Raw genomic sequence first — 21,415 nt, 5'->3', positions numbered from 1 at the left:
GGTGTCAACGTGCCGTCATGTTAAGCGCAGCGAGCAGCTCATCGAGCGTCTTTCGCTCTTCGGCCGAAAAATACACCGGCCGCAATGCCAGAAGCAATTGCCGAGCCTGCGCCATCTCCCCGGAGATCATGAGCAGCTGTGCCCATTTGAGGCGATTGCTCGGGTTGGACGGGTTCAGCGCCAGCGATTGCCCCAAGGCGCGGCGGGCTGCCGCGAGGTCGTGCTCATGCAGCCAAAGATAGTCGGCATGCCAAGAATGCAGTATGGCCTGGATTCCGGGCGATACCCCGGGGTTGGCAAGCGCGGCGGCGAACAAGGCGTCCATTTCCGCCCGGGTAAGGCATACGGAGCCGGCAATCGACATCTCTTTCATGTTGTACAGCACGCCTGTATCGCCCGGCGCAAAAGGTGTCTCCCGCAGGCGCCGGGCCAGTTCTTCGATGTCCGCCTGTTTTGCCGGCATGCCCGCCTTGCAGTTCAGGTGGATCAACCCGAGCCAGCTCATCTTGAGATTCGGGTCGAGCTTGCCGGCCATCTCGTAACGCGTGCGGGCCAAGGCATAGGTGGGTGAGTCTCGCAAAGCCGCATCCGGCAATCCCGCCAGCGAGACACCCGCCTCATGCTGGGCGCGGGCCGATGAAGGATGGTTACGGGCCTCAACCTGGGTGCGTCGCACTTCCTCGCCGAACTGGTGTGAACGCAAGGCTGTGAGGAGCAAGGAATAGCCCAGCGCCGCCGCCGCGAGCATGATGCCAATCCTCCTGTGCGTCCCCTGTCGCTCCAGCGCGAGCATCAACGCCCATCCCGCCACCATCAAGACGCCAAGGACGGGCAGGTAATTGCGGTGCTCGTGCACAAGTTCCAGAGGCAATACGGTGGATTCCAGCGCGTGCCCGATCAGAAACCACAAGATGCCGAACGCGACAAGCGGCGCGCGTATTCGCGTCCACCACGCGAGCGATGCCAAGCCCGCCAGCCCCAACAGCGCAGACAGGGTTGCCCAGGGAGAAAGCAGGCCGGTGGAAACCACAAAATCGTCGTGGTACAGGCCGAACGCCTTGAGGTCCGGAGCCACAATCAGGTCAAGGTAAAACCAGAGTACCCGGCCCTCCGTCAGCAGGCGCTCCGTCAGTGAGAACGGCCGCAACTGATAACCGGCCCACAGCCATTGCGCACGGGCGGACAGCGAATAGGCCAGTCCAGCCGCCAGGAACAGGGCCGTCAAGGCCATCAACCCACGCGCAAAACGATCGAGGCGCCCGACCGAGTTCCTGCGCACCAGCAATTCCCAGGCAAGCACGAACACGGGAAACAGCAGGCCGCTTTCCTTGCTGAGGAAAGAAAGCGGCCAAAAAACGGTCCATGCCAGCAAGAGCCAGCTAACGGCCACCCTCCCTGCGCTTTCCCGGCCGCGGATATGCAGCAACAGCGCGGCAAGAAGAAAGAAAGCCGACAGGCTGGTCATGCGCTGCACGGCATGCAGAACCGGGAGTAACTGGATAGGGTGCAACAGCCACAGCGCGGTCACAGCGCCGGATGCGAGTAAAAGGTTACGCTGCTGGGCCGGCGGCCTGACTGTGCCCAGCAAGCGTCGCGTTAGGGCAAACACCAGCAAGCCACAGGCAAAGTGGATGGCGAGATTGGTGGCCTTGAAGGCAAAGGGGCTGAAGCCGCTGAAATAGTGGTTGAGCGCGAAGCTCAACTGGGCAACCGGCCTGCCCGAAGGACCTGCACCGCCGCTGGTCAGGGCCTGGTGGAGGGTCTCGAGAGACAAGGTTTCAAGACGCACACCTTCCGCGAGGGTAATGCTGGGACCATCGTCAAAAAAGAAGCTGCCGTGCAAACCCGGCCAATAGATGGCAACCAGGGCGATGGCAAAAACTGCCGCGGCAGCCAGGAGGTATCGGATTCGCATATGTGCAAAAAGAAAAAAGCCCCTTGGCAAGGCCAAGGGGCTTTTAATCCAATCAACCGATCAGAAGTCTTTGCACGAGCTTGGCAGGTACTTCTTGGGGATGGCGGTCGTGCTGTTGTCGGTACCGCAGGTCCAGGCAACGGTGCCGGTGGCGGTATTACCTTGGCCGCGCAGGATCATGGTCTTGCTTGCAGCACCAGACAAACCAGTGTCCGTCGAAGACGTCACGATAATGTCGCCTTGCGTGGAGTTGGTACCCGAATAAACCACCGTCGCGACATAGCGCGATGTCTGCGATTGCACGCCCATCGATGCCTGGTTCAGGTTCATCGTGGATTTTTGCGAGAAAGTCTCGGACACAGCCGTACGGCCAGAAGATGCGGCCAGCACAACTTCAGAGACCTTGGCGCGGACCATGTAGTCCTGGTACGCAGGCAGGGCCACCGCAGCCAAAATACCGATGATCGCAACCACGATCATCAATTCAATCAGGGTAAAACCCTGCTGGAGAGAACGCTTCATAAAAAGCTCCTTAAATAAAAAACAAACACAGGCAGATAGCCGCTCAATTACAGCAGTTTCTGTGCCAAACCAAGTCAGCGCCTTCTGAGCTTGCGCTTTTGACAACGGAAGCTAGCAAAACCCCGTTAGCGGATGGCAGTTTTTGTCACTTGGATCGCAAAATCATGCGCCAAAAAAAGAAAAAAGCCCCTTGGCAAGGCCAAGGGGCTTAATCCAATCAACCGATCAGAAGTCTTTGCACGAGCTTGGCAGGTACTTCTTGGGGATGGCGGTCGTGCTGTTGTCGGTACCGCAGGTCCAGGCAACGGTGCCGGTGCTGGTGTCGCCAACGCCGCGCAAAATCATGGTCTTGCTTGCAGCACCCGACAAACCAGTGTCCGTCGAAGACGTCACGATAATGTCGCCTTGAGTGGAGTTGGTGCCCGAATAGACCACCGTCGCGACGTAGCGCGATGTCTGCGATTGCACGCCCATCGACGCCTGGTTCAGGTTCATCGTGGATTTTTGCGAGAAAGTCTCGGACACAGCCGTACGGCCGGAAGATGCGGCCAGCACAACTTCAGAGACCTTGGCGCGGACCATGTAGTCCTGGTACGCAGGCAGAGCCACCGCAGCCAAAATACCGATGATCGCAACCACGATCATCAATTCAATCAGGGTAAAACCCTGCTGGAGAGAACGCTTCATAAAAAGCTCCTTAAATAAAAAGCAAACAGAATAGCCGGCGACTTACAGCAGTTATCGTGCCAAAGCAGCAGCTTCCTTGAGCACGCAGTTTTGACAAGCGGACAGGTCAGAATTCGGGTTGCCTGTGCCGGTTCTTGTCAATTCAGACTCTCAAAGTGGCATTTTTGTCACTTCTTGTCCGTTGCAAGCAGCTCACCCGATATGCCGTATGAGCCACTTGGTGAGTTCATCCGTGTAGTCGGACGAAACACCGGCATCCTTGAGCTTCCATTTGAAGGCGTTGCCAAGCTGGGCCTTCTTGTAAATGTTTAGTTTGTGCTGTCTTTTGAAGTGGTATATCTGGTCCGCCATTTTCCCCAGCAGCTTGGTGGACTTCTGCGCGAAGGCCTTGTCCCCAATCTGGTTGGCGGGAGGCATGCCCTCCAGGAAATACCGCGCGAGAGATTCGCCAAACGTCTTCGCTTCACGAGCGTCAAACCAACTCAATATCATGTGGCCTCCAGTGCTTTTTCACGATTGTGGCATTATAAAAATGGTGTCATGGCAACGTACCGGGCCGAGGGGCGGCTTTGCCCTTTCGTTCTGATCGCGATGCAATGATGCCTGAGGTACGAAGCACCTCGGTCCGGTGGAGAGTCCAGCCCGCTCAGGAAGACAGTTGCGCAAGCAACTTTCAGCGCACCCATTAAACCATTCGGCCGAGGCCGCAATCAATTGAAGAGGCAAGGGATGGGGATATTCGATCGAATCATGAAGGGCGGGCGTACCACCGCCGGAGGTGCCGAAGAGTTTTTGAAACCCGGCGGCCCAAGCGCCGAGCAACTGCTCGAAGACGGCATGGAGCTTGAGCAGCAAGGGCGGCTCGATGAGGCGCTGCGCTGCTACGACACGGCCGTGAGCCTCATGCCCGATCTGGCGCGAGCGCATTTCAACCGGGGCACTCTTTTGCTGGACCGCGGTGACGCGCAGCAGGCCCTGGAGGCCTTCACCCAAGCCGTCCGCTACAAACCGGAATCGGCCGGCGCCCACTTCAACCTCGGAGCCGCTTACACACAACTAGATCAACATGAGGCAGCCGTCTCGGCATACCGGGAGGCGCTCGCACTCAAGCCGGGCTTCGCTGAGGCTGAGATGGCCTCAGGCGCCGCGTTGGAGGAGCTGGGGCAGGATGAAGCAGCGCTGGCAAGCTATCGCCGCGCACTGGAGATCAATCCCGTCTATATCGAAGCCTGTGACAAGCTGGTCAAGGTCTTGAACCGGTCGGGGCGACTCGATGAAGTCGCCGACACCTATCGCCAGATGCTGGAAACCGATCCCCACAACGCGGACTGGCTCAACAACCTGGGAGCTGTCCAGAGAAAGCTCGGCCGGTTTAAAGATTCGGCCGCCAGTTTTCGCCGGGCGGTAGCGGCCGACCCGGATGATGCGTTGGCGCACAACAACCTGGGCGCCACATTGCGCACGCTCGGGCAGCTCACGGAGGCTGTGGACAGCTACCGGCAAGCGCTGAAGATCCGGCCGAACTTCATCGAGGCCCATCACAACCTGGGCAATCTCCTTGCCGACCTGGGTCAGGCCGATTCTGCCGTGGCAAGTTACCGCCAGGCGCTGGAGATCAACCCTGACTTCGCCGAATCGCTCACCGCCATGGGCGCGGTTTTCCAGACACAGGGACAATTTGACGAGGCGGTTGAATGCCACCGGCGGGCTTTGGCCATCAAGCCGGACTACGCGCAGGCCCACAGCAATCTCGGAAATGCCCTGCAGGATCTTGGGCAGCTCGAAAGCTCCCTGGAGAGCACGCGCCGCGCGCTGGAGCTCCAGCCGGATTTCACCGAAGCCCATAACAGCCTGCTCTTCGTACACAACTACCTGGCCGACCAGCCCCTTGCGAATTTGCTGGCCGAGACCAGGCGTTTCGGCGATGTGCTTGCGCGCCGTGCCCGGCCTGCGCTCGCTTGGGCCAATGCACCCGACCCGCATCGCCGCTTGCGCGTGGGCATGGTTTCCGGTGATTTTTGCATCCACCCCGTGGGCTATTTTCTGGATGCTGTTATGGCGGCCTTGGCCGCCAGCGCCACCTCGCTGGAACTGTTCGGCTATCCCACACGCAGTTGCGATGACGAACTCAGCCAGCGGCTCAAGGCTTGCTGCAGCGCATGGCATCCAGTGGCGGGGCTTTCCGATGAGCATGTGGCCGAGCTGATACGCGAAGACGGTATTGACATCCTGATCGACCTTTCAGGACATACCGCGTTCAACCGCTTGCCGGTATTCGCCTGGAAACCCGCGCCAGTGCAGCTCTCCTGGCTGGGCTATTTCGCGACCACCGGGGTGCAGACGATGGACTACCTCCTCGCCGACCCCTGGACCTTGCCGGCCAGCGAGGAAAGCAGTTTCACCGAGAAAATCTGGCGCCTGCCGGAAACACGGCTGTGCTTTACCCCCCCGCGTGCGGATATCGGCGTCTCGCCGCTTCCAGCCTTGTCCAATGGCTATGTCACCTTCGGCTGCTTCAACAACCTGACCAAGATGAATGATGCCGTCGTGGAACTGTGGGCGCAGGTACTGAATGCCGTACCGGCGAGCCGCCTGTTCCTCAAGGCCCGCCAGTTGCAGCAGGCGTCCGCACAGCGCGAGGTCATGGCCCGTTTCGCCGCCCACGGCATTGAACCCGGCCGGCTGATTCTGGAAGACTATGTTCCCCGGGAGAACTACCTGGCCGCCTATCAGCGGGTGGACATCGCCCTGGACCCCTTCCCCTTCCCGGGTGGAACAACGACAGCGGAAGCCTTGTGGATGGGTGTGCCCGTGCTGACTCTGGCGGGCGAACGCTTTTTGTCGCGCCAGGGTGTCGGCCTGATGATGAATGCGGGACTGCCCGAATGGGTCGCCTCGGACCGCGGCGACTATCTCGCCCGTGCCGTTGCGCATGCCGGCGACTTGCAGAAACTCTCCCGGCTGCGCGCGGCCCTGCGGCCGCAGGTGCTGGCCTCACCGATCTTCGATGCGCCGCGCTTTGCCGTCCACTTTGAAACGGCTATGCGCGGCATGTGGCAAGCGTGGTGCGCGCAAAATGCCGCAACCGCAGCCACACAGGCGGGAGGCAAGCGATGAGCGCGCTTGAGCCCGTGGCCAAGGCCGGGGAACCCGCCGCAGGCGCCCCCGGACCATCGGCCCAGCAATGGCTGGAGCAAGGCATGGCGCTGGAGCAGCAAGGGCAACTGGAAGAAGCCCTGAGATGCTATGAATCGGCCATAGTCCTTGTGCCTGAACTCGCGCGGGCGCACTTTAGCCGGGGCACCATTTTGCTGGATCGCGGCGACGCGCAGGAGGCCCTGGCAGCTTTCACCAAAGCCGCTCAGTACAAGCCGGACTCGGCCGGCGCCCACTTCAACTTGGGGGCCGCGTATGTCAGGCTGGAGCGCCATGAGGCGGCCATATCAGCCTACCGCCAGGCGCTCATGCTCAAACCGGATTTCGCGGAGGCGGAGATGGCCCTGGGTGCCGCGCTGGAGGAGCAAGGGGATGACGAGGAAGCCATGAAAAGGTATCGGCGTGCGCTGGAGATCGACCCTGGGTACGCAGCGGCGCAGGACAAGTTGGCTTATCTCCTGGTACGGCTCGACCAATTCGACGAAGCCGCAGTCCACTTTCGCCAGATCCTTGCCCGGGACCCCCACAATGTCAATGCCCTCAACAGCCTGGGGCTCATCCTGAACATCAAAGGCGAGCTTCATGAAGCGGTCAATCAATACCGGCTTGCGGTGAAATTAAAGCCGGACTTTTTGGCCGCACATGGCAATCTCGGCAATGTGCTGATGGACCTGCACCAGTTCGGCGACGCGGCGGCAAGCTATCGCCGGGTGCTGGAGCTCGACCCGAATAGCGGTGATGCGTATAACAATCTGGGAAGCGCATTCAAGGACCTCGGCGACCTGGGCAAGGCCCTGGCAAGTTATCGCAAGGCCATGACCCTCAAGCCGGATCTGATGGTTGCCCACAGCAACCTCTTGATGGTCCAGAACTACCTGGCCGAACAGCCCGCAGAAGAACTACTCGAAGAAGCACGCCGGTTTGGCGAAACAGCCACCCGCCTGGCACCGCCCCTCGAGCCTCTGAACAACAGCCCGATACCCGATAAGTGCCTGCGAGTGGGATTTGTCTCGGCGGACTTGAGCGCCCATCCCGTCGGTTACTTCGTTGAGAGCGTCTTGGCCGCCTTGGCGGCCGGGGCATCGGGGCGGCTGGAACTCTTCGCCTACTCCAACTCATCGCAATCGGATGAGGTGACGGCGAGAATCAGATCCCATCTGCAGGGCTGGCAACCGGTGCACGACCAATCCGACGCCTCGCTGGCCCAGCACATACGCGATGACCGCATAGACATCCTGATCGACCTTTCCGGCCATACCGGTGGAAACCGCCTGCCTGCCTTTGCACGCAGGCCGGCCCCCGTGCAAATCAGCTGGCTGGGCTACTTTGCCACCACGGGCCTTGCAGCCATCGACTACTTCATTGCCGATCCATGGACCTTGCCTTCCGCATTGGAGGGCCAGTTCACCGAAAAAATCCTGCGCCTGCCGCAAACGCGTCTTTGCTTCACCGCCCCCACGCTTGATCTGGGCACCGCCGCGCCACCCGCACTGGCCAACGGCTACGTGACTTTTGCCTGCTTCAATGCCCTGCCCAAAATAAACGATGCCGTCGTTGCCTTGTGGGCAAGAATATTGCACGCGGTGCCCGGGAGCCGCCTGCACCTCATGGCCTCCCAACTCAACGAGGCCTCAAACCGGCAAACGACTCTGGAGCGCTTCACGGCGCACGGCATTGAGGCGGCACGGCTTCTGATCCAAGGGCCCGTGCCACGTGCCAGTTACCTGCAAACATACCATCGCGTGGACATCGCCCTTGACCCGTTTCCCTTCACGGGAGGCACCACCACGGCCGAAGCGCTGTGGATGGGGGTGCCGGTGCTGACATTGGCGGGCAACACCCTTGTGTCGCGCCAGGGTGTCGGATTGCTGATGAATGCCGGATTGCCCGAGTGGATTGCCGACGATACGGATGACTATGTGAGGCGGGCGGTTGCGCACGCCGGCGATTTGCAGAAACTGTCCGCATTGCGCTCGGGTTTGCGGTCACAGGTTCTCGCCTCGCCGATCTTCGACGCGCCGCGCTTTGCCAGGCACTTCGAGGCCGCCCTGCGCGATGTATGGCGCAAGTGGTGCGAGCAGAATACGTCACCGTCTTCGGCTCCGCCGCACATTGAAGAGGTACGAAATGGGAAAATTTGAGCCAGCCATGGACAGCGGGCCATCCGCCGGGCAATTGCTGGAGCAAGGCATGGCGCTCGAACAGCAAGGGCAGGCCGAAGAGGCACTGCGCTGTTACGACATGGCCGTCAACCTGGTACCCGGGCTGGCGCGGGCGCACTTCAACCGGGGCACTATTTTGCTGGATCGCGGCGATGCGCGTGAGGCCCTGGAAGCTTTCACCCAGGCCGTGCGCTACAAACCGGACTCGGCCGGCGCGCATTTCAACCTGGGAGCCGCTTACGCGCGGCTGGATCAGCATGAGGCGGCCGTTTCCGCTTACCGCGAGGCGCTCGCGCTCAAGCCGGATTTCGCCGAGGCGGAGATGGCCCTGGGAACAGCGCTGGAAGAACTCGGGCAGGAAGAAGCGGCGCTGGCAAGTTATCGCCGCGCCCTGGAGATCAGGCTGGACTATGCCGAAAGCCACGAAAAACTGGTCAAGCTGCTGGGACGGCTCGGACGCTCCAACGAGCTCGCGACCGTCTACCGCCGCATGCTGGAACTCGATCCCGACAATGTGGAGATACTCTACAACCTGGGCCTGCTCTTGCGCCATCTGGGCCGTATGCAAGACGCCGCCACCAACTTCCGGCGCGCGGTCGAACTCAGGCCCGACTTTGTCGATGCGCATTGCAACCTCGGTGATGTTTCCATCGGGCTGCGCCTGTTCAATGATGCGATGGCCAGCTACCGAAAGGTGCTGGAGCTCGAACCCGAGAACGCAGGGGTGCACCACAACCTGGCGGCCGCGCTCAAGGACATTGGCCTGCTGGACGAGGCGCTCGAGAGCTACCGCCGGGCGCTGGCCATCAAGCCTGATTTCCCGATCGCGCACAGCAATGTTTTGCTAATTCAGAACTTGCTGTTCAGACTCTCCGCCGAGCAGCACTTGGAGGAAGCCCTGCGCTTCGGCGCGATGGTTGCACGGCTGGCCCCACCCGCTGGCGCCCCAGGGAATCTCGCGGATCCCTCCAAGTGCCTGCGGATCGGATTTGTCTCGGGCGATTTGCGCTCACACCCCGTGGGTTACTTCATTGAGAGCGTGCTGGCTGCATTGGCTACTGAAGCGCCCGGTCGCCTGGAACTCTTCGCCTACACCAATTCCCTGGACAGCGACGAGGTCACGGCCCGGATCAAGCGCCACTTTCATCGCTGGCAATCTGTGGTCGGGCTGCCCGACGAAGCCATGGCCCAGCGTATCCGGGATGACGCGATAGATATCCTGATCGACCTGTCCGGCCATACCGGCAAAAATCGCCTTCCGGTGTTTGCCTGGAAAGCGGCTCCGGTACAGATCAGCTGGCTTGGTTATTTCGCCACCACCGGCGTCGCGGCCATCGATTACCTGATTGCCGACCCCTGGACCTTGCCCCCCGAGCTGGAAAGCCATTTCACCGAAGAAATCCTGCGCCTGCCGGAAACCCGGCTTTGCTTTACCCCGCCCGCACACGATGTGGACGTCGCACCGCTGCCCGCCCTGCATAACGGCTACGTGACCTTTGCCTGCTTTAACACTCTGTCAAAGATGAACGACGCCGTGGTCGCGCTGTGGGCCCGCATACTCCACGCCGTACCGGGCAGCAACCTGCAACTCGTGGCACCGCCGGACCAGCAAGTCCACTGGCAGCGCACCGTAGGCGAGCGCTTTGCCGCTCACGGCATAGCCGCAGAGCGTTTGCTGGTGCTGAGCGCAGGGCCTCGCGCGGCCTATCTTGCGACCTACCAGCAGGTTGACATCGCCCTCGACCCCTTCCCCTACACGGGCGGAACAACCTCGGCCGAAGCCCTGTGGATGGGCGTGCCGGTGCTGACTTTGGCGGGCAAGAGCTTGCTGGCCCGCCAGGGCGTCGGGCTGATGATGAATACCGGCTTGCCCGAGTGGGTGGCAGAGGATGCCGATGACTATGTCAAGAAGGCGGTATTGCATGCCGGCAACTTGCCGCGCCTGGCATCGCTTCGCGCCGGCATGAGGGAGCGGGTGCTGGGGTCACCTATTTTTGACGCACCGCGCTTTGCCCGGCATTTTGAAGAAGCCCTGCGCAATGTGTGGCGCAGGTGGTGTGAGGAACAGGCCGCATTAAAAGCCCGAGCGCAGGCCTGAGCCTGCGCGAGCCGCAGCTTGCGGCAAGGCCTTACTTGATACAGACGGAGCGGACCATCTTCAGGTCGGTCAGGCCCATCAGCACTTTTTCCATGCCGTCCATCTTCAGCGTGCGCATGCCGCTGCTGACCGCGCTGGCGAACAATTCGGCAACACGGGCGCGCTCCTGGATCAGCCTTTTTGCGGCGTCGTCGGCGATCATGAGCTCGTGCAGGCCGACGCGGCCCTTGTAGCCGGTCTTGCCGCATTTGTCGCAGCCCACGGCGCGGTACAAGGTGAGCTTGCCGTCCTTGCCGTAGCGCTCCATCCAGTCTTCAAAGAGCTTTTGCGACTCGCCGCCCTCGTCGGCCTTCCAGGCTTCGGTATGGCGCAGCTCTTCGGCGTACTCCTTGATGAAGTCCTTGATCTCCTGCGAGCTCGGATGGTAGGCCTCCTTGCAGTCGCATAATTTTTTGGCCAGGCGCTGCGCCAGGATACCCAGCAGCGCATCGGCGAAATTAAACGGGTCCATGCCCATGTCCAGCAGGCGCGTGATGGATTCCGGCGCCGAGTTGGTGTGCAGGGTCGAGAACACCATGTGGCCCGTCAGCGAAGCCTCGACGCCCATGGCCACCGTTTCCTTGTCGCGCGACTCGCCGACCATGATGATGTCCGGATCGGCCCGCAGGAAGGCGCGCATGACCAGCGCGAAGTCGATGCCGGCTTTGCGGTTGATCTGCACCTGGCGCAGGCCCTTCTGGGTGATTTCAACCGGGTCCTCGGCCGTCCAGATCTTGGTGTCAGGCGTGTTGAGGAATTTCAGGATGGAATGCAGCGTGGTGGTCTTGCCCGAGCCCGTGGGGCCGCAGACATAAAAGAGGCCGTAGGGCTTGGAGACGGTTTTCTCCAGCCGCTCCTTGTTGTGCGCCGTCAGCCCGAGTTTTTCCAGCGGAATCGGCTCGCCTGCGGCCAGGATACGCATGACCACGTCTTCCACGCCGCCGGCAGAGGGAATCGTGGCCACCCGCAGCTCGATGTCCAGCGGGCCGTACTTCTTGAACTTGATCTTGCCGTCCTGCGGCTTGCGCTTTTCGGAGATATCCAGGTCGCACATGATCTTGAGCCGGGTGACCATGGCCTGGCGGAACTGCGCCGGCACTTCGATATAGGGCTGCAGGGTGCCATCCACACGGAAACGGATGCCGGTCTTGGCCTTGCCGGGCATGGGCTCGATGTGGATGTCCGACACCTTCTGGTTGTAGGCGTCGATGATGACTTTGTTGACGAACTTGACCAGCTCGTTGTCGGCCGCCGCGGATTCCAGCGAGGAATCGTCCGCGGCTTCGCCTTCCAGCGGCGAGTCCATGTCCGCCAGCAGCTGGTCGATGGAACTGCTGTCGGCGCCGGCGCCGAACAGCTGGTTCAGCGTCTCGTCAAACTCGGTCTGGGTGGTGACGCGGTAGGCGAACTTGGTGATGCGTGGAAACACCTGCGGCACAACGCGCGCCCCGCGCACGGCTTCCGGGTCCATGCACATGATCACCAGGCCTTCGGTGGTTTCCTCCAGCGGTATCCAGCCTTGCTGCCCGATGAAATCGCGCTTGAGCGGGCCGTGCAGCATTTCGGAGCGTATGCGGCCGGGGTTGTAGGGCTCGTAGCCCACACCGAAAAATTTCGCCAGGGACTGGCCTATCTGGGCGGGACGCAGATGGTAGTTGGCCATCAGCATGTGCTCGACCGACTTGCCTTCTTCGCGCGCCTGCTGGATGCATTGCTGCAGCTCGTCCTGCGACAGCACGCCTTCGGTAACCAGCCCGTCGTATTTGGTCGCCTTGCGGCGCTGGCCGTCCTCCGCCCTCTGCATGCGCTGGCGTATCGCGATGCCCAGCGTTTTGCAGAGCTGGCGCGCGCCGTCCTCCTCGAGCTTGCCGAAGGGCTGGTCGCTGCGGTTGTTGATGACCTGAAGCACACCGTACAGCGTGTCGCCGTCCATGACGGGCGCCACCAGCATCTGCTTGGTCCTGTAGCCCGAGCGCTTGTCGACCTCCTGCAGGAAGCTCAGGGCCGGGTGGATTTTCTTGAGGGCTTCGTCGTCGTAGACATCGGCAATATTGACCATCTGCCGGGACATGGCCACATAGCCTGCAATGCTTTGCGCGCTGACAGGGAGCTTCAGGTCGCGGCTGGTGTTGAGCCCCGTCTTGACCTTGGACACGATGGAGCTGCGGTCCTCATTGACCGCGTACAAGGTCAGCCGGTCGGCGTTGAAGAGCTTGCAGATGTCCTGACTCGCCTCCAGCATGATCTGGTCGATGTTTTCGGTCTCATGGATGCGGTTGGTGACCAGTTGCAGTTGCCGGAAGTACAGCGCCTCAAAAGTGACGCCGCGCTCCTGCGGCGGCAGCATCTGCGAGTCGAAAAACTCGTCCTGGGGATCTCGTTGCAATACGGCGCTCATAGTTCAAACTCCTGGCCCGCCCGCAACCACCGGATGTCGTGCGTCACATTGGGGCCAAACGGTCGTGTCTGGTCGAAACGTTGTATCTCGGCCATGATGAGGTCGGTCTCGGCCGGCTTGGTGTGGGTGATGTAAATCGGGTAATTTCTGCCGCGCTCTATGCAGTCGAGCTCATTGGCCAGCGCATGGGGCGACAGGTGCAGGCTGCGCTTGGCAAGGTCGCGCTCGCGGTTGCTGAAGGCGGTTTCGATGACCAGCATGGCCACGTTCATCTGGTTGATGCGGGCCCACAGCGCCGGGTTCTGCTCGGTATCGCCGGTAAACACCCAGCAGCCCTTGCCGGTGGCCACGGCATAGCCCACGGCGGGCACGGTGTGCACCGCAGGCAGCACTTCCACGTGTTTTCCCGCCAGCAGCAGGGTCTGCCCCACATCCAGGGGGTGAAAGCTGATGAACGGCGCCTGCGGCGTGGGGATCCTGGAAAAATCCGGCCAGATGGTGTTGTTGAAGATATGCGCCTTCAACGCGTCGATCGTGCCCTGCAGGGCGTGTATCTGTATCGGCGTGGTGCGCCGCGCCGCGATGGCGTCCACCATCAGCGGCAGCGCGGCCACATGGTCCAGGTGCGAGTGCGTCAGCAGCACATGGTCTATGCCGGCCATTTCGTCGAGCGTGAGGTCGCCCACCCCCGTACCCGCATCGACCAGCAAATCATGGTCCAGCAGAAAAGACGTGGTCCGGCAGTCCTTGGCGATGGCTCCCGAGCAGCCTAGTACACGTACTTTCATGTGGTTTTCCGGTTGGCCCTGAGTTGGTCTTTGTGTTATTTGGTCTCAAAATTGGTTGCGCCATCCCACTCAGGGTCAAACGGCAACAGCCTCATCGAGGCTACACGCTCCGCATACAGCCGGTAAAGGAACTTTTTGCCATTTGCCCGCTGCAAATTTAGTAACTGCACGTCACATTGGTCCCAATCCTGGGCCCGGTAGGCTTTCAGGGCCTGGCCCCAGGTCTTCAATTCGTCGGCATTGTCCTTGTCGATCCGGTCCGCCGGCGCCAATGGCCAAAAAATAGCCACAGCCTGATCTTTGCCCTTCACGCGGACTTTGTCCAGTTCCTGCCATGCAAAGTCCCCTGCCAGCTTGCGGGTGGACTCGCTGACCACGATATCGACACCATAGGTTTTGGACAAGCCTTCCAGGCGCGAGCCCAGGTTCACGGCATCGCCGATCACGGTATAGCTGCGGCGGATGTCCGATCCCATATCGCCCACGCACATGGTGCCGGTGTTCAGGCCTATGCCGATGCCGATCTCGGGTAAACCCTTGGTCCTGTGTTCTTCGTTGATCCTGCGCACGGCGTTTGACATCTCGAGCGCTGTTTTCACGGCCAGCGCGGCGTGGTCGGGGGTGTCGACGGGAGCGCCCCAGAACGCCATCACGCAGTCGCCCATGTATTTGTCGATGGTGCCGCGGTTACCGCGTATCAGGTCCGTCAGGCGGCTAAAGACGCTGTTGAGCAACGCCTGCAACTGAGTCGGCTCCATGGTCTCCGACATCTTGGTGAAACCGCGCATATCGCAGAACATGACGGTCAGCTCCTTGGTGGTCGCCTTCATGCTGTAGCTGTCGGGATCTTTCACCATTTCGTCGACCAGCTCGGGCGGCACATAGGTGCCGAACAAATTGGCCAGCTCGCGCTTGGAACGGCTTTCCACAAAATAGCCGTAGCTCATGTTGAGCGCGAAGGCCGTCAGCGCCATGACCAGCGCACTGGCCAGCGGCAGCACCAGGCCGTAACCCGCATACAGCCAGAAATTCAGCCCGGCGATGGCGGCGATCACGGCCAGGCTGACCAGGACCGCGCGGGAAGCCGAGAGCATGGGCAGCGCGAAAGCCAGCGTCAGACCCGACAGCAGCAGGATGACGATTTCAAAACCGACGGCGTAATCGGGCTTGACGAACACCTTGCCGTCCAGGAAACCCGAGATCACGTTGGCATGGGTTTCCACGCCGGGGTAGGTCTCCCCGACCGGCGTCACCCGCAAATCGAGCAGGCCGGGGGCCGTAGTGCCGATCAGGACGATTTTGTCCTTGAGCGCGCCGGGCGCCAGGCGCTTGCCCAGCACGTCGGCCGCCGAGATGTAACGGAAGGAGCCGCCGTTGGCGCCGCCATGGCCCCGGAACGGCACCAGTGTGGCGACCCGGTCGTCGACCGGAATCGCCAGGCTCTTGCTGCCCTGCTTGAGCAGAATGCTTTCCAGCCCCTGGTAGTTGCGCGTGAGGAATTTTTCCGGCGGAAAACCGGGCTCGACCCGCGGCAAGCCCATCAGCATGCGGAACATGGCCAGTGCCAGCGATTCGTAGTACTGCCCCTTGTATTCCGCCAGCAGAGGGATGGAACGCACCACGCCGTCGCCCTCGGTGATGGAATTGAAAAAACCGCCCAACGGCGCGGCCTTGGCCAGCTGCTCGATGTTGGCGCCGTAGCCGTTCCAGCTGGTGAACTTGATGGGACGGCCGGCCAGCGCATCGCGGCCCATGACGGGCGCCGGCAGGACGCCGTTGATGCGCCCATCGCGGTCGCTGGTGAAGTAATAGCCCATCACAACGGGCCGCTTTTCGATCGCCTTGGCGAACACCGCGTCGTAGTCCAGGCCGGCCTGCAGCTGACTGAGTTTTTCCGAGAAGCCGGGCTGGTCCTTGAGCTCGGCCTGCGCCAGCTGCTTGAGCCGTTTCAGACCCGAACTATCGTCGGCCTCGGCGAACACCACGTCAAAGCCCAGCAAGGCGGTCTTCTGGCGGTCTTGCAGCTCCTCCACCAGCTCCGCGAGCTTGTTGCGCCCCCAGGGCCAGCGGCCGACCTCGGCCAGGCTTTTTTCGTCGATGTCGACGATGACGATGCGTTCATCGAGCGTGCGCGGCATCGTTGCCCGCAGCCGCGCGTCGTAGATGATGTCATCCAGCCGCTGCAACACCCCCAGGCGCATGACACCGCTGGCATGCAGCAGGGCAAACACAAGCGGGATCAGCGTGACAGCGATGCGAGGCCAGTGCCGGGAGAGGAGTCTCATGAGACCTCGGGTGTTGGGTGCTGACGGTTCGCGTTATGGCGAAGCCCGGGCGGGCACCCGGGTCAATGTTGGACGAACTGCATCTGCGTTCCGGCCAGCTCAAGCATGTCGCCGTTTTTCAGGATGACAGGCTCGGCCCCTATAGGCGCGCCGTTGAGGGTCGGCTTCCCGGCCCCTTCCACGTGGGCCACGACAAAGCCCTGGGGCCGTTTGGTGATCGCGGCCACCGCGACACCCGGTTTTCCGATGGTGGTCACCACCTTGACCAGCGCCACTTCGCGGCCGGCGGCGGCACCCGACATAACCTTGATGGCCGCGCTGATGTTGCCGCCCACGTCGGCGGCGGGCGCCGCCGCCGGCGCACCGGCGGGAGGCGCGACCAGGCCCGCGGAGCCGGCCTTGATGATCATGGTTTTTTCGAAACCGGCAGGCTGGGCCTCGTTCACGTACTTGATCTTGTACTTGCCGATTTCCACCGTGTCGCTGTTTTGCAGCAACAGTTTCTTCACGGCCTTGCCGTTGACGTAGGTGCCGTTGGTGCTGTTGAGGTCTTCAAGATAGACCTCGTTGCCAGACATCTGCAGGACGGCGTGCTCCCCGCTGACAGCGAGGTTGTCAATGACGATATCGTTGTAGGGCCTGCGGCCCAGGGACGTCCTGTCTTTCGTCAACTGGACTTCCTTGATCACAACGCCGTCAATAGAGACGATCATTTTCGGCATGGCCGACTCCTGTCTGTTTTTAAATTTTCAGTCACCGCTTATTTTCCCAGCATTCTCGACAAAAGGCCGCGCTTGGCGGAGTCTTCTTTCGCATAAGCCAGCAAGACGGAAATATTATCGCGTCCGCCGGCCTCGTTCGCCGCCGCAATCAGCTGCTTTGACTTCTGCTCCAGCGTCCCCACGCCTGTCAGGATGGCGGCAATACCCGGATCCACCACCATGTCCGACAGGCCGTCGGAACACATCAGGTAAAGATCGCCCGGCTCCACGCGGTGTTCGTTGACCTCTACCAGCACGGTGTCTTCCACGCCCAGGGCACGCGTCACCAGGTTCTTGTTCAGGGAGGTCAGCGCCTGCTCGGGCGTGATGAGCCCGGCGTCGATCTGCTCCTGGAGCAGCGAATGGTCCTTGGTAATCTGCTGGAATTCCTGGCCGCGCAGGCGGTAGCAGCGCGAATCGCCGATATGGCCCAGCATCAGGCGCCCATCCTGGAAAACGCCCACGACCAGCGTAGTGCCCATGCCCGTGTACTGGGGATTGGAGTTGGCCGCGTTGAAAATCGAATGATTGGCGTTTTCCACGCAGATTTCCAGCGCCCGGCGCACTTCCTTGGCATTCGCATGACGGCCGGCCTGGGACAGCCAGCGCCCCATTTCCGACTTGATGAAGGCCACGGCCATGCCGCTGGCGATCTCACCGGCGTTGTAACCGCCCATGCCGTCCGCCAGGATGCACAGCCGCGTCGCCGGGTCAAACGCCACCGCATCCTCGTTGTTGTCCCGCGTCAACCCTGGGTCGGTATGTGTACAAATCTCGTAAATCATCTTGTTCGTGTTGTCACTGGGTATCTTTGTCGGCGGCGGGCGGCCTGGAGACAACGGTTTTGTCAAAGGTCTGGGCTGCGCCGGCATTCAAGGCCTGGGTGGCATCATAGGCCCTGGGTTCGGCCGCCTGCGCGGCGGGGGCGGATTGCACCACGGTGGCGTCGAATGTGGCCGCAGGCGCGGCCGGCGGGGCGGCACGAGGCGAAGAAGCGGGGGCGGCCAGGGGCGCGCCGCCTTCCAGGGCCGCGATGACCTCGCGCAGGTCGGCGGCGAAACGATCGCCATCCTGGTAGCGAAGCTCGGGTTTTTTGGCCAGCGACAGCGCGACCACCTCGGCCAGCCGGGCGGGCAGCTCCTTGCGGATGATGCGGATGTCCGGCGCCTCTTCGTTGGCGATCTTGTACATCAGTTCGGCCATGGAGTCGCCCCGGAAAGGCAGCACGCCGGCCAGCATCTGGAACAGCATCACCCCCAGCGAATACAGGTCCGAGCGCCCGTCGACCTTCTTGCCGGCGATCTGCTCGGGCGACATGAAGCTGGGCGTGCCCAGCACCAGGCCGGTCTTGGTCTTGCTGGAGTCGGTGATGCGGGCGATGCCGAAGTCGGTCACCTTCACCGTATCGCTGTCGATCTCATACATGATGTTGGCCGGCTTGATATCCCGGTGCACCACGTTCTGCTTGTGCGCGTAGGCCAGGGCTTCGGCCACCCGCGCCACGATGGACAGGACCTTGGGCACGGGCAGCAGGCTGCCGTCCTTGGTGACGTCGGCCAGGTCCTTGCCCTTGAGGAATTCCATCGCGATGTAGGCCAGGTCGTGCTCCTCGCCCGCATCAAAAATCGTCACGATGTTCTGGTGCTGCAGGCGCCCGGCCGTCTCGGCCTCGCGGAAGAAACGCTCGCGCGCGTCGTCGAGCTCCTCGCCCTCGAACTCCTGGCTCAGCGCCATGGTCTTGATGGCCACGACACGGCCTATCTTGGGGTCCTTGCCGAGATAGACCACGCCCATGGCGCCCTTGCCCAGCTCTTTTTCCACCTGGTAGCGGCCCAGCATGGGTTTTTCGACGGCGCCGCCGTCCAGCAGCATGGTGCCGCCGGGGTGGGAGCCGCTGCCGCCAAGGATGACCGTCTCCGACAGGTTTTTGGCGCGGTTGAGCTTGGACTGCAGGTCCTTGTGGTTCTTGTTGTAAGTGGCCATGTACTCGTACACGGCCTGGGCCTTGTTGAACTGCCGCTTGCGCTCGAAGTCCAGCGCGAGGTTGTTCATGTTGTCCATCAGCGCGTCGGTGAAGGGCACGCGGCGGAAGCGGTCGAAAGCCATGTCGAGCTGGCCCTGGCCTTGCAGCGCCAGGCCCATCATGCGGTTGGTTTCGGCCGACTCTTCGTCGGACTTGAGCTTGCCGGCCTCGGTCATGAGGAAACGCTTGGTGGTCAGCGCCAGGTGGCCTATAACCAGAAGCGCAGCGGGGAAGACGAACTTGAGCCAGGTCGCCGCCGCCGACAGCAGGCTGTATTCAACTACCAGCAGCACCACGAACAGCACCAGGGTGACGATGGCGGCCTTGCCCGCCGACAGCCTGGGCAGGCCGGCAATCAGATAGCCGGCCACCAGCAGCAGCACCCCCAGAGTGGCCCACACACCCCAGCCCGGCTGCACGATGAAATGCTCGCTCAGGATGCTGGACGTGATGTGCGCAATGGTTTCCGCCGGCGAAAGTCCGGGGCCGGCCGGGGTCGGGAACTGGGTGCCCACGCCTGCAGCGGTGGCACCAATGATCACGATCTTGTCGGCGTATTTGGCAGCCGGGATTTTTCCGGAGATCACGTCATAGAACGAGTCCACCGCGAAAGCGGGCCGGCCGTCCCTGCCCTTGTAGAACTGCGGCAGCATCAAGGCCGATTCGTCGGTCTTGACCATCAGCTTGCCGATCTGCACCGACTCGCCCACATTAAGCTTGATGTCCGCCGGCCCGAGGTTCAGGCTCTTGGCCGCCACCAGCAGGCTCATGGAGGGCACGGCCTTGCCGTAGTAATTGATCAACAGCGGTTCCTGGCGCACGGCGCCGTCCACGTCGGGCAGCTGGTTGAGGTGAGCGATGCCGGCGGCCGCCGCACCTATCTGCTCGATGGGCTGCTGCCCGCGTATGGCCGGCAGCGAGAAATTGTTGGTTTCGTCCACCGTGCTTTTCAGGGCATAAGCTGGCAGCGGATTGTCGGGGCGGCCCTGCGGTACGCCCAGTTGGAAAACCGAGGGCACCAGGACGTTGCCGGCCTTGCTCATACTGGCCGCGAGCTTGGCGTCGGTGTCCAGGGCGACTTCGGCCTCGGCGATGACCTTGCCGAGCTGTTCGGGCAAGCCGCCAGGAGTCGCGGCGGCCGGATCCGCGGCCGGACCGAGCGCCTCCTTCATTTTGCGGATGAACACCAGCCCGCGGTCCGTCTGCGGTTCGAAGAAAAAGGCCGTGTGCGCGATGGTTTTGGCCTTGGCGGCCGAAAGCTGGTCGATCAGCTGCGCATGCACGTCGCGCGGCCAGGGCCAGCGCCCGATGTTGGCAATGCTCTGGTCGTCGATAGCGATGATGGCGATGCGGTCGGAAGGCTGGCGCGAGGTGCTGGTGCTCGCGAAGTCGTAGTAGCGGCGCTCCAGGGTGCCGAAGAAATCGGTCAGGCCGTGCAGAAAAAGGACGGCCAGCACCACCAGGACACCGACAAACCAGTCGGCCCGCCAGAACTGACTCAGCTTTCTAGATGATTTGGCCACTACCCGTCCCTTGTCCTGTTTCGCTGTGCATAAGCTAGACGATTTTTAATTGCTTTGTATTACCGGCCGCCCGGTAAGCGCCGTCGTTTTGGCGCACCAGACGATGCCTGCCGCCCTTTGTTTCGGCAGGTTACAAGTCTCCTGATAGGGGACATTAACAGACGGGGTGCGGCTGGACAAGGGACTTTTGCACGGCAGCCATGCCGACTGTTGCAAATAAGTGGTATTTCGGCGGATGTGCAAAAGCCCGCATCATGCGGGCTTCAGGCAAGGGAACGCGCTCCGTCCCGCTGCTGCGGGATTGGCGGGCGGATTTCAGGCGGAAGGGGCGTTTTTCTGCTGCCGTTTGGTGAGGTAGGTGCCCAGCGCCACGACCAGCACAGCGCCCAGAATCCCGCCAAAGGTCACCGTTTGCTCGCTGACGGCGCCGAAATAGCCGGCCACAGCCGGGTCGGTCAGCAGCATTTCGCCGGCCAGGAAACCGAGCAGGGCGGCGCCTATGGTGATGATGATGGGGAAGCGCTCCATGACCTTGGTCAGCAGAGTGGCGCCGAAAATGATCAGCGGGATGCTCACCAGCAGGCCCAGGATCAGCAGCGGCAGGTTGCCCTTGGCGGCGGCGGCCACAGCCAGCACGTTGTCCAGGCTCATGACCAGGTCGGCGATCAGGATGGTGCGGATGGCGGCCATCATGCCGTTGATTTCATGGCCTTCGCCGTCTTCGTCATCCTCGCCCTTGAGCAGGTCCACGCCGATGTAGACCAGCAGGATCGCGCCTACGAGTTTCAGGTAGGGCAGGGTCAGCAGCTGGATCGCCACAATGGTCAGCACGATACGCATGACGATGGCCGCGGCGCTGCCCCAGAAGATGGCCTTGCCGCGCTGCTCGGGCTTGAGCGTGCGCGCCGCCATGGCGATCACCACGGCGTTGTCGCCGGACAGCACGATGTTGGCGAGGATGATGGAGCCAAAAGCACTCCAGAAAAGCGGGGACGCGAGGTCCAGTCCGAAAAACATGGCTATCTCCTGTTATGAATGAAAAAAAGCGCCGATGAGCG

14 protein-coding genes are annotated in these 21,415 nt (G+C 61.8%); 3 read left to right on the top strand and 11 right to left on the bottom strand.

Translation table 11 applies throughout. From position 1 onward, the window contains the following. Positions 1-4: 4 nt before the first annotated feature. The 4 genes from ACEN8I_RS03915 to ACEN8I_RS03900 all read right to left on the bottom strand — a co-directional run bounded on the left by ACEN8I_RS03915 (position 5) and on the right by ACEN8I_RS03900 (position 3,616). Positions 5-1,915: a tetratricopeptide repeat protein gene (locus tag ACEN8I_RS03915; protein ID WP_413326508.1), complete on the bottom strand. Its 1,911-nt coding sequence runs from the start codon at positions 1,913-1,915 to the stop codon at positions 5-7. Between the two features lie 60 nt (positions 1,916-1,975). Then, positions 1,976-2,437 (bottom strand): pilin, encoded by a 462-nt coding sequence (locus ACEN8I_RS03910; protein WP_413326505.1) that lies wholly within the window; start codon positions 2,435-2,437, stop codon positions 1,976-1,978. A 225-nt stretch (positions 2,438-2,662) separates the two neighbouring features. Beyond that, positions 2,663-3,124: a pilin gene (locus tag ACEN8I_RS03905; protein ID WP_413326503.1), complete on the bottom strand. Its 462-nt coding sequence runs from the start codon at positions 3,122-3,124 to the stop codon at positions 2,663-2,665. Positions 3,125-3,316: 192 nt separating this feature from the next. After that, the gene (locus ACEN8I_RS03900; protein WP_413326502.1) at positions 3,317-3,616 is read right to left on the bottom strand and encodes a hypothetical protein; all 300 of its coding nucleotides are present in this window, start codon (positions 3,614-3,616) and stop codon (positions 3,317-3,319) included. Between the two features lie 237 nt (positions 3,617-3,853). Here ACEN8I_RS03900 and ACEN8I_RS03895 point away from each other — a divergent pair, with 237 nt between their 5' ends. The 3 genes from ACEN8I_RS03895 to ACEN8I_RS03885 are packed head-to-tail and all read left to right on the top strand — an operon-like array spanning position 3,854 to position 10,540. Beyond that, the gene (locus tag ACEN8I_RS03895) at positions 3,854-6,241 is read left to right on the top strand and encodes a tetratricopeptide repeat protein (RefSeq protein ID WP_413326499.1); all 2,388 of its coding nucleotides are present in this window, start codon (positions 3,854-3,856) and stop codon (positions 6,239-6,241) included. Further along, positions 6,238-8,421 carry a tetratricopeptide repeat protein gene (locus ACEN8I_RS03890; protein WP_413326497.1) on the top strand — a complete coding sequence of 728 codons (2,184 nt, stop codon included), beginning with the start codon at positions 6,238-6,240 and terminating at the stop codon, positions 8,419-8,421. Before ACEN8I_RS03895 ends, ACEN8I_RS03890 begins: the two co-directional genes overlap by 4 nt. Further along, positions 8,408-10,540 (top strand): tetratricopeptide repeat protein, encoded by a 2,133-nt coding sequence (locus ACEN8I_RS03885; protein WP_413326495.1) that lies wholly within the window; start codon positions 8,408-8,410, stop codon positions 10,538-10,540. The genes ACEN8I_RS03890 and ACEN8I_RS03885 overlap by 14 nt, the downstream gene beginning before the upstream one ends. A gap of 31 nt (positions 10,541-10,571) precedes the next feature. Here ACEN8I_RS03885 and ACEN8I_RS03880 read toward each other — a convergent pair whose 3' ends face one another. From ACEN8I_RS03880 to ACEN8I_RS03850, 7 genes are all read right to left on the bottom strand, one after another. Beyond that, positions 10,572-12,977 (bottom strand): GspE/PulE family protein, encoded by a 2,406-nt coding sequence (locus ACEN8I_RS03880; protein WP_413326493.1) that lies wholly within the window; start codon positions 12,975-12,977, stop codon positions 10,572-10,574. Continuing rightward, complete coding sequence (locus tag ACEN8I_RS03875; RefSeq protein ID WP_413326491.1) at positions 12,974-13,765, bottom strand: 3',5'-cyclic-nucleotide phosphodiesterase; 792 nt, start codon at positions 13,763-13,765, stop codon at positions 12,974-12,976. Before ACEN8I_RS03875 ends, ACEN8I_RS03880 begins: the two co-directional genes overlap by 4 nt. 35 nt (positions 13,766-13,800) lie before the next feature. Beyond that, complete coding sequence (locus tag ACEN8I_RS03870) at positions 13,801-16,050, bottom strand: CHASE2 domain-containing protein (protein WP_413326489.1); 2,250 nt, start codon at positions 16,048-16,050, stop codon at positions 13,801-13,803. 62 nt (positions 16,051-16,112) lie between these two features. Continuing rightward, a complete protein-coding gene (locus ACEN8I_RS03865; protein ID WP_007870233.1) occupies positions 16,113-16,772 on the bottom strand; it encodes an FHA domain-containing protein in 660 nt (219 codons plus the stop codon). A 38-nt stretch (positions 16,773-16,810) separates the two neighbouring features. Then, entirely contained in the window at positions 16,811-17,596 is a 786-nt protein-coding gene (locus tag ACEN8I_RS03860) for a Stp1/IreP family PP2C-type Ser/Thr phosphatase (RefSeq protein WP_413326486.1), read from the bottom strand. Between the two features lie 13 nt (positions 17,597-17,609). Continuing rightward, positions 17,610-20,357: a CHASE2 domain-containing serine/threonine-protein kinase gene (locus tag ACEN8I_RS03855; protein ID WP_413326484.1), complete on the bottom strand. Its 2,748-nt coding sequence runs from the start codon at positions 20,355-20,357 to the stop codon at positions 17,610-17,612. Positions 20,358-20,672: 315 nt separating this feature from the next. Beyond that, a complete protein-coding gene (locus tag ACEN8I_RS03850; protein WP_413326482.1) occupies positions 20,673-21,374 on the bottom strand; it encodes a TerC family protein in 702 nt (233 codons plus the stop codon). Positions 21,375-21,415: the final 41 nt, after the last annotated feature.

This window comes from Polaromonas sp. CT11-55 (assembly GCF_047303325.1).
GTDB lineage: Bacteria > Pseudomonadota > Gammaproteobacteria > Burkholderiales > Burkholderiaceae_C > Polaromonas.
Note: the sequence above shows the minus strand (reverse complement) of the source record. Positions and strands in the feature narration are given on the sequence as shown.

Coding starts and splice junctions, on each gene's coding strand:
- ACEN8I_RS03850 (WP_413326482.1), bottom strand. CDS start 21,374: ATGTTTTTCGGACTGGACCTCGCGTCCCCGCTTTTCTGGAGTGCTTTT.
- ACEN8I_RS03910 (WP_413326505.1), bottom strand. CDS start 2,437: ATGAAGCGTTCTCTCCAGCAGGGTTTTACCCTGATTGAATTGATGATC.
- ACEN8I_RS03890 (WP_413326497.1), top strand. CDS start 6,238: ATGAGCGCGCTTGAGCCCGTGGCCAAGGCCGGGGAACCCGCCGCAGGC.
- ACEN8I_RS03875 (WP_413326491.1), bottom strand. CDS start 13,765: ATGAAAGTACGTGTACTAGGCTGCTCGGGAGCCATCGCCAAGGACTGC.
- ACEN8I_RS03915 (WP_413326508.1), bottom strand. CDS start 1,915: ATGCGAATCCGATACCTCCTGGCTGCCGCGGCAGTTTTTGCCATCGCC.
- ACEN8I_RS03895 (WP_413326499.1), top strand. CDS start 3,854: ATGGGGATATTCGATCGAATCATGAAGGGCGGGCGTACCACCGCCGGA.
- ACEN8I_RS03860 (WP_413326486.1), bottom strand. CDS start 17,596: ATGATTTACGAGATTTGTACACATACCGACCCAGGGTTGACGCGGGAC.
- ACEN8I_RS03865 (WP_007870233.1), bottom strand. CDS start 16,772: ATGCCGAAAATGATCGTCTCTATTGACGGCGTTGTGATCAAGGAAGTC.
- ACEN8I_RS03905 (WP_413326503.1), bottom strand. CDS start 3,124: ATGAAGCGTTCTCTCCAGCAGGGTTTTACCCTGATTGAATTGATGATC.
- ACEN8I_RS03900 (WP_413326502.1), bottom strand. CDS start 3,616: ATGATATTGAGTTGGTTTGACGCTCGTGAAGCGAAGACGTTTGGCGAA.
- ACEN8I_RS03885 (WP_413326495.1), top strand. CDS start 8,408: ATGGGAAAATTTGAGCCAGCCATGGACAGCGGGCCATCCGCCGGGCAA.
- ACEN8I_RS03880 (WP_413326493.1), bottom strand. CDS start 12,977: ATGAGCGCCGTATTGCAACGAGATCCCCAGGACGAGTTTTTCGACTCG.
- ACEN8I_RS03870 (WP_413326489.1), bottom strand. CDS start 16,050: ATGAGACTCCTCTCCCGGCACTGGCCTCGCATCGCTGTCACGCTGATC.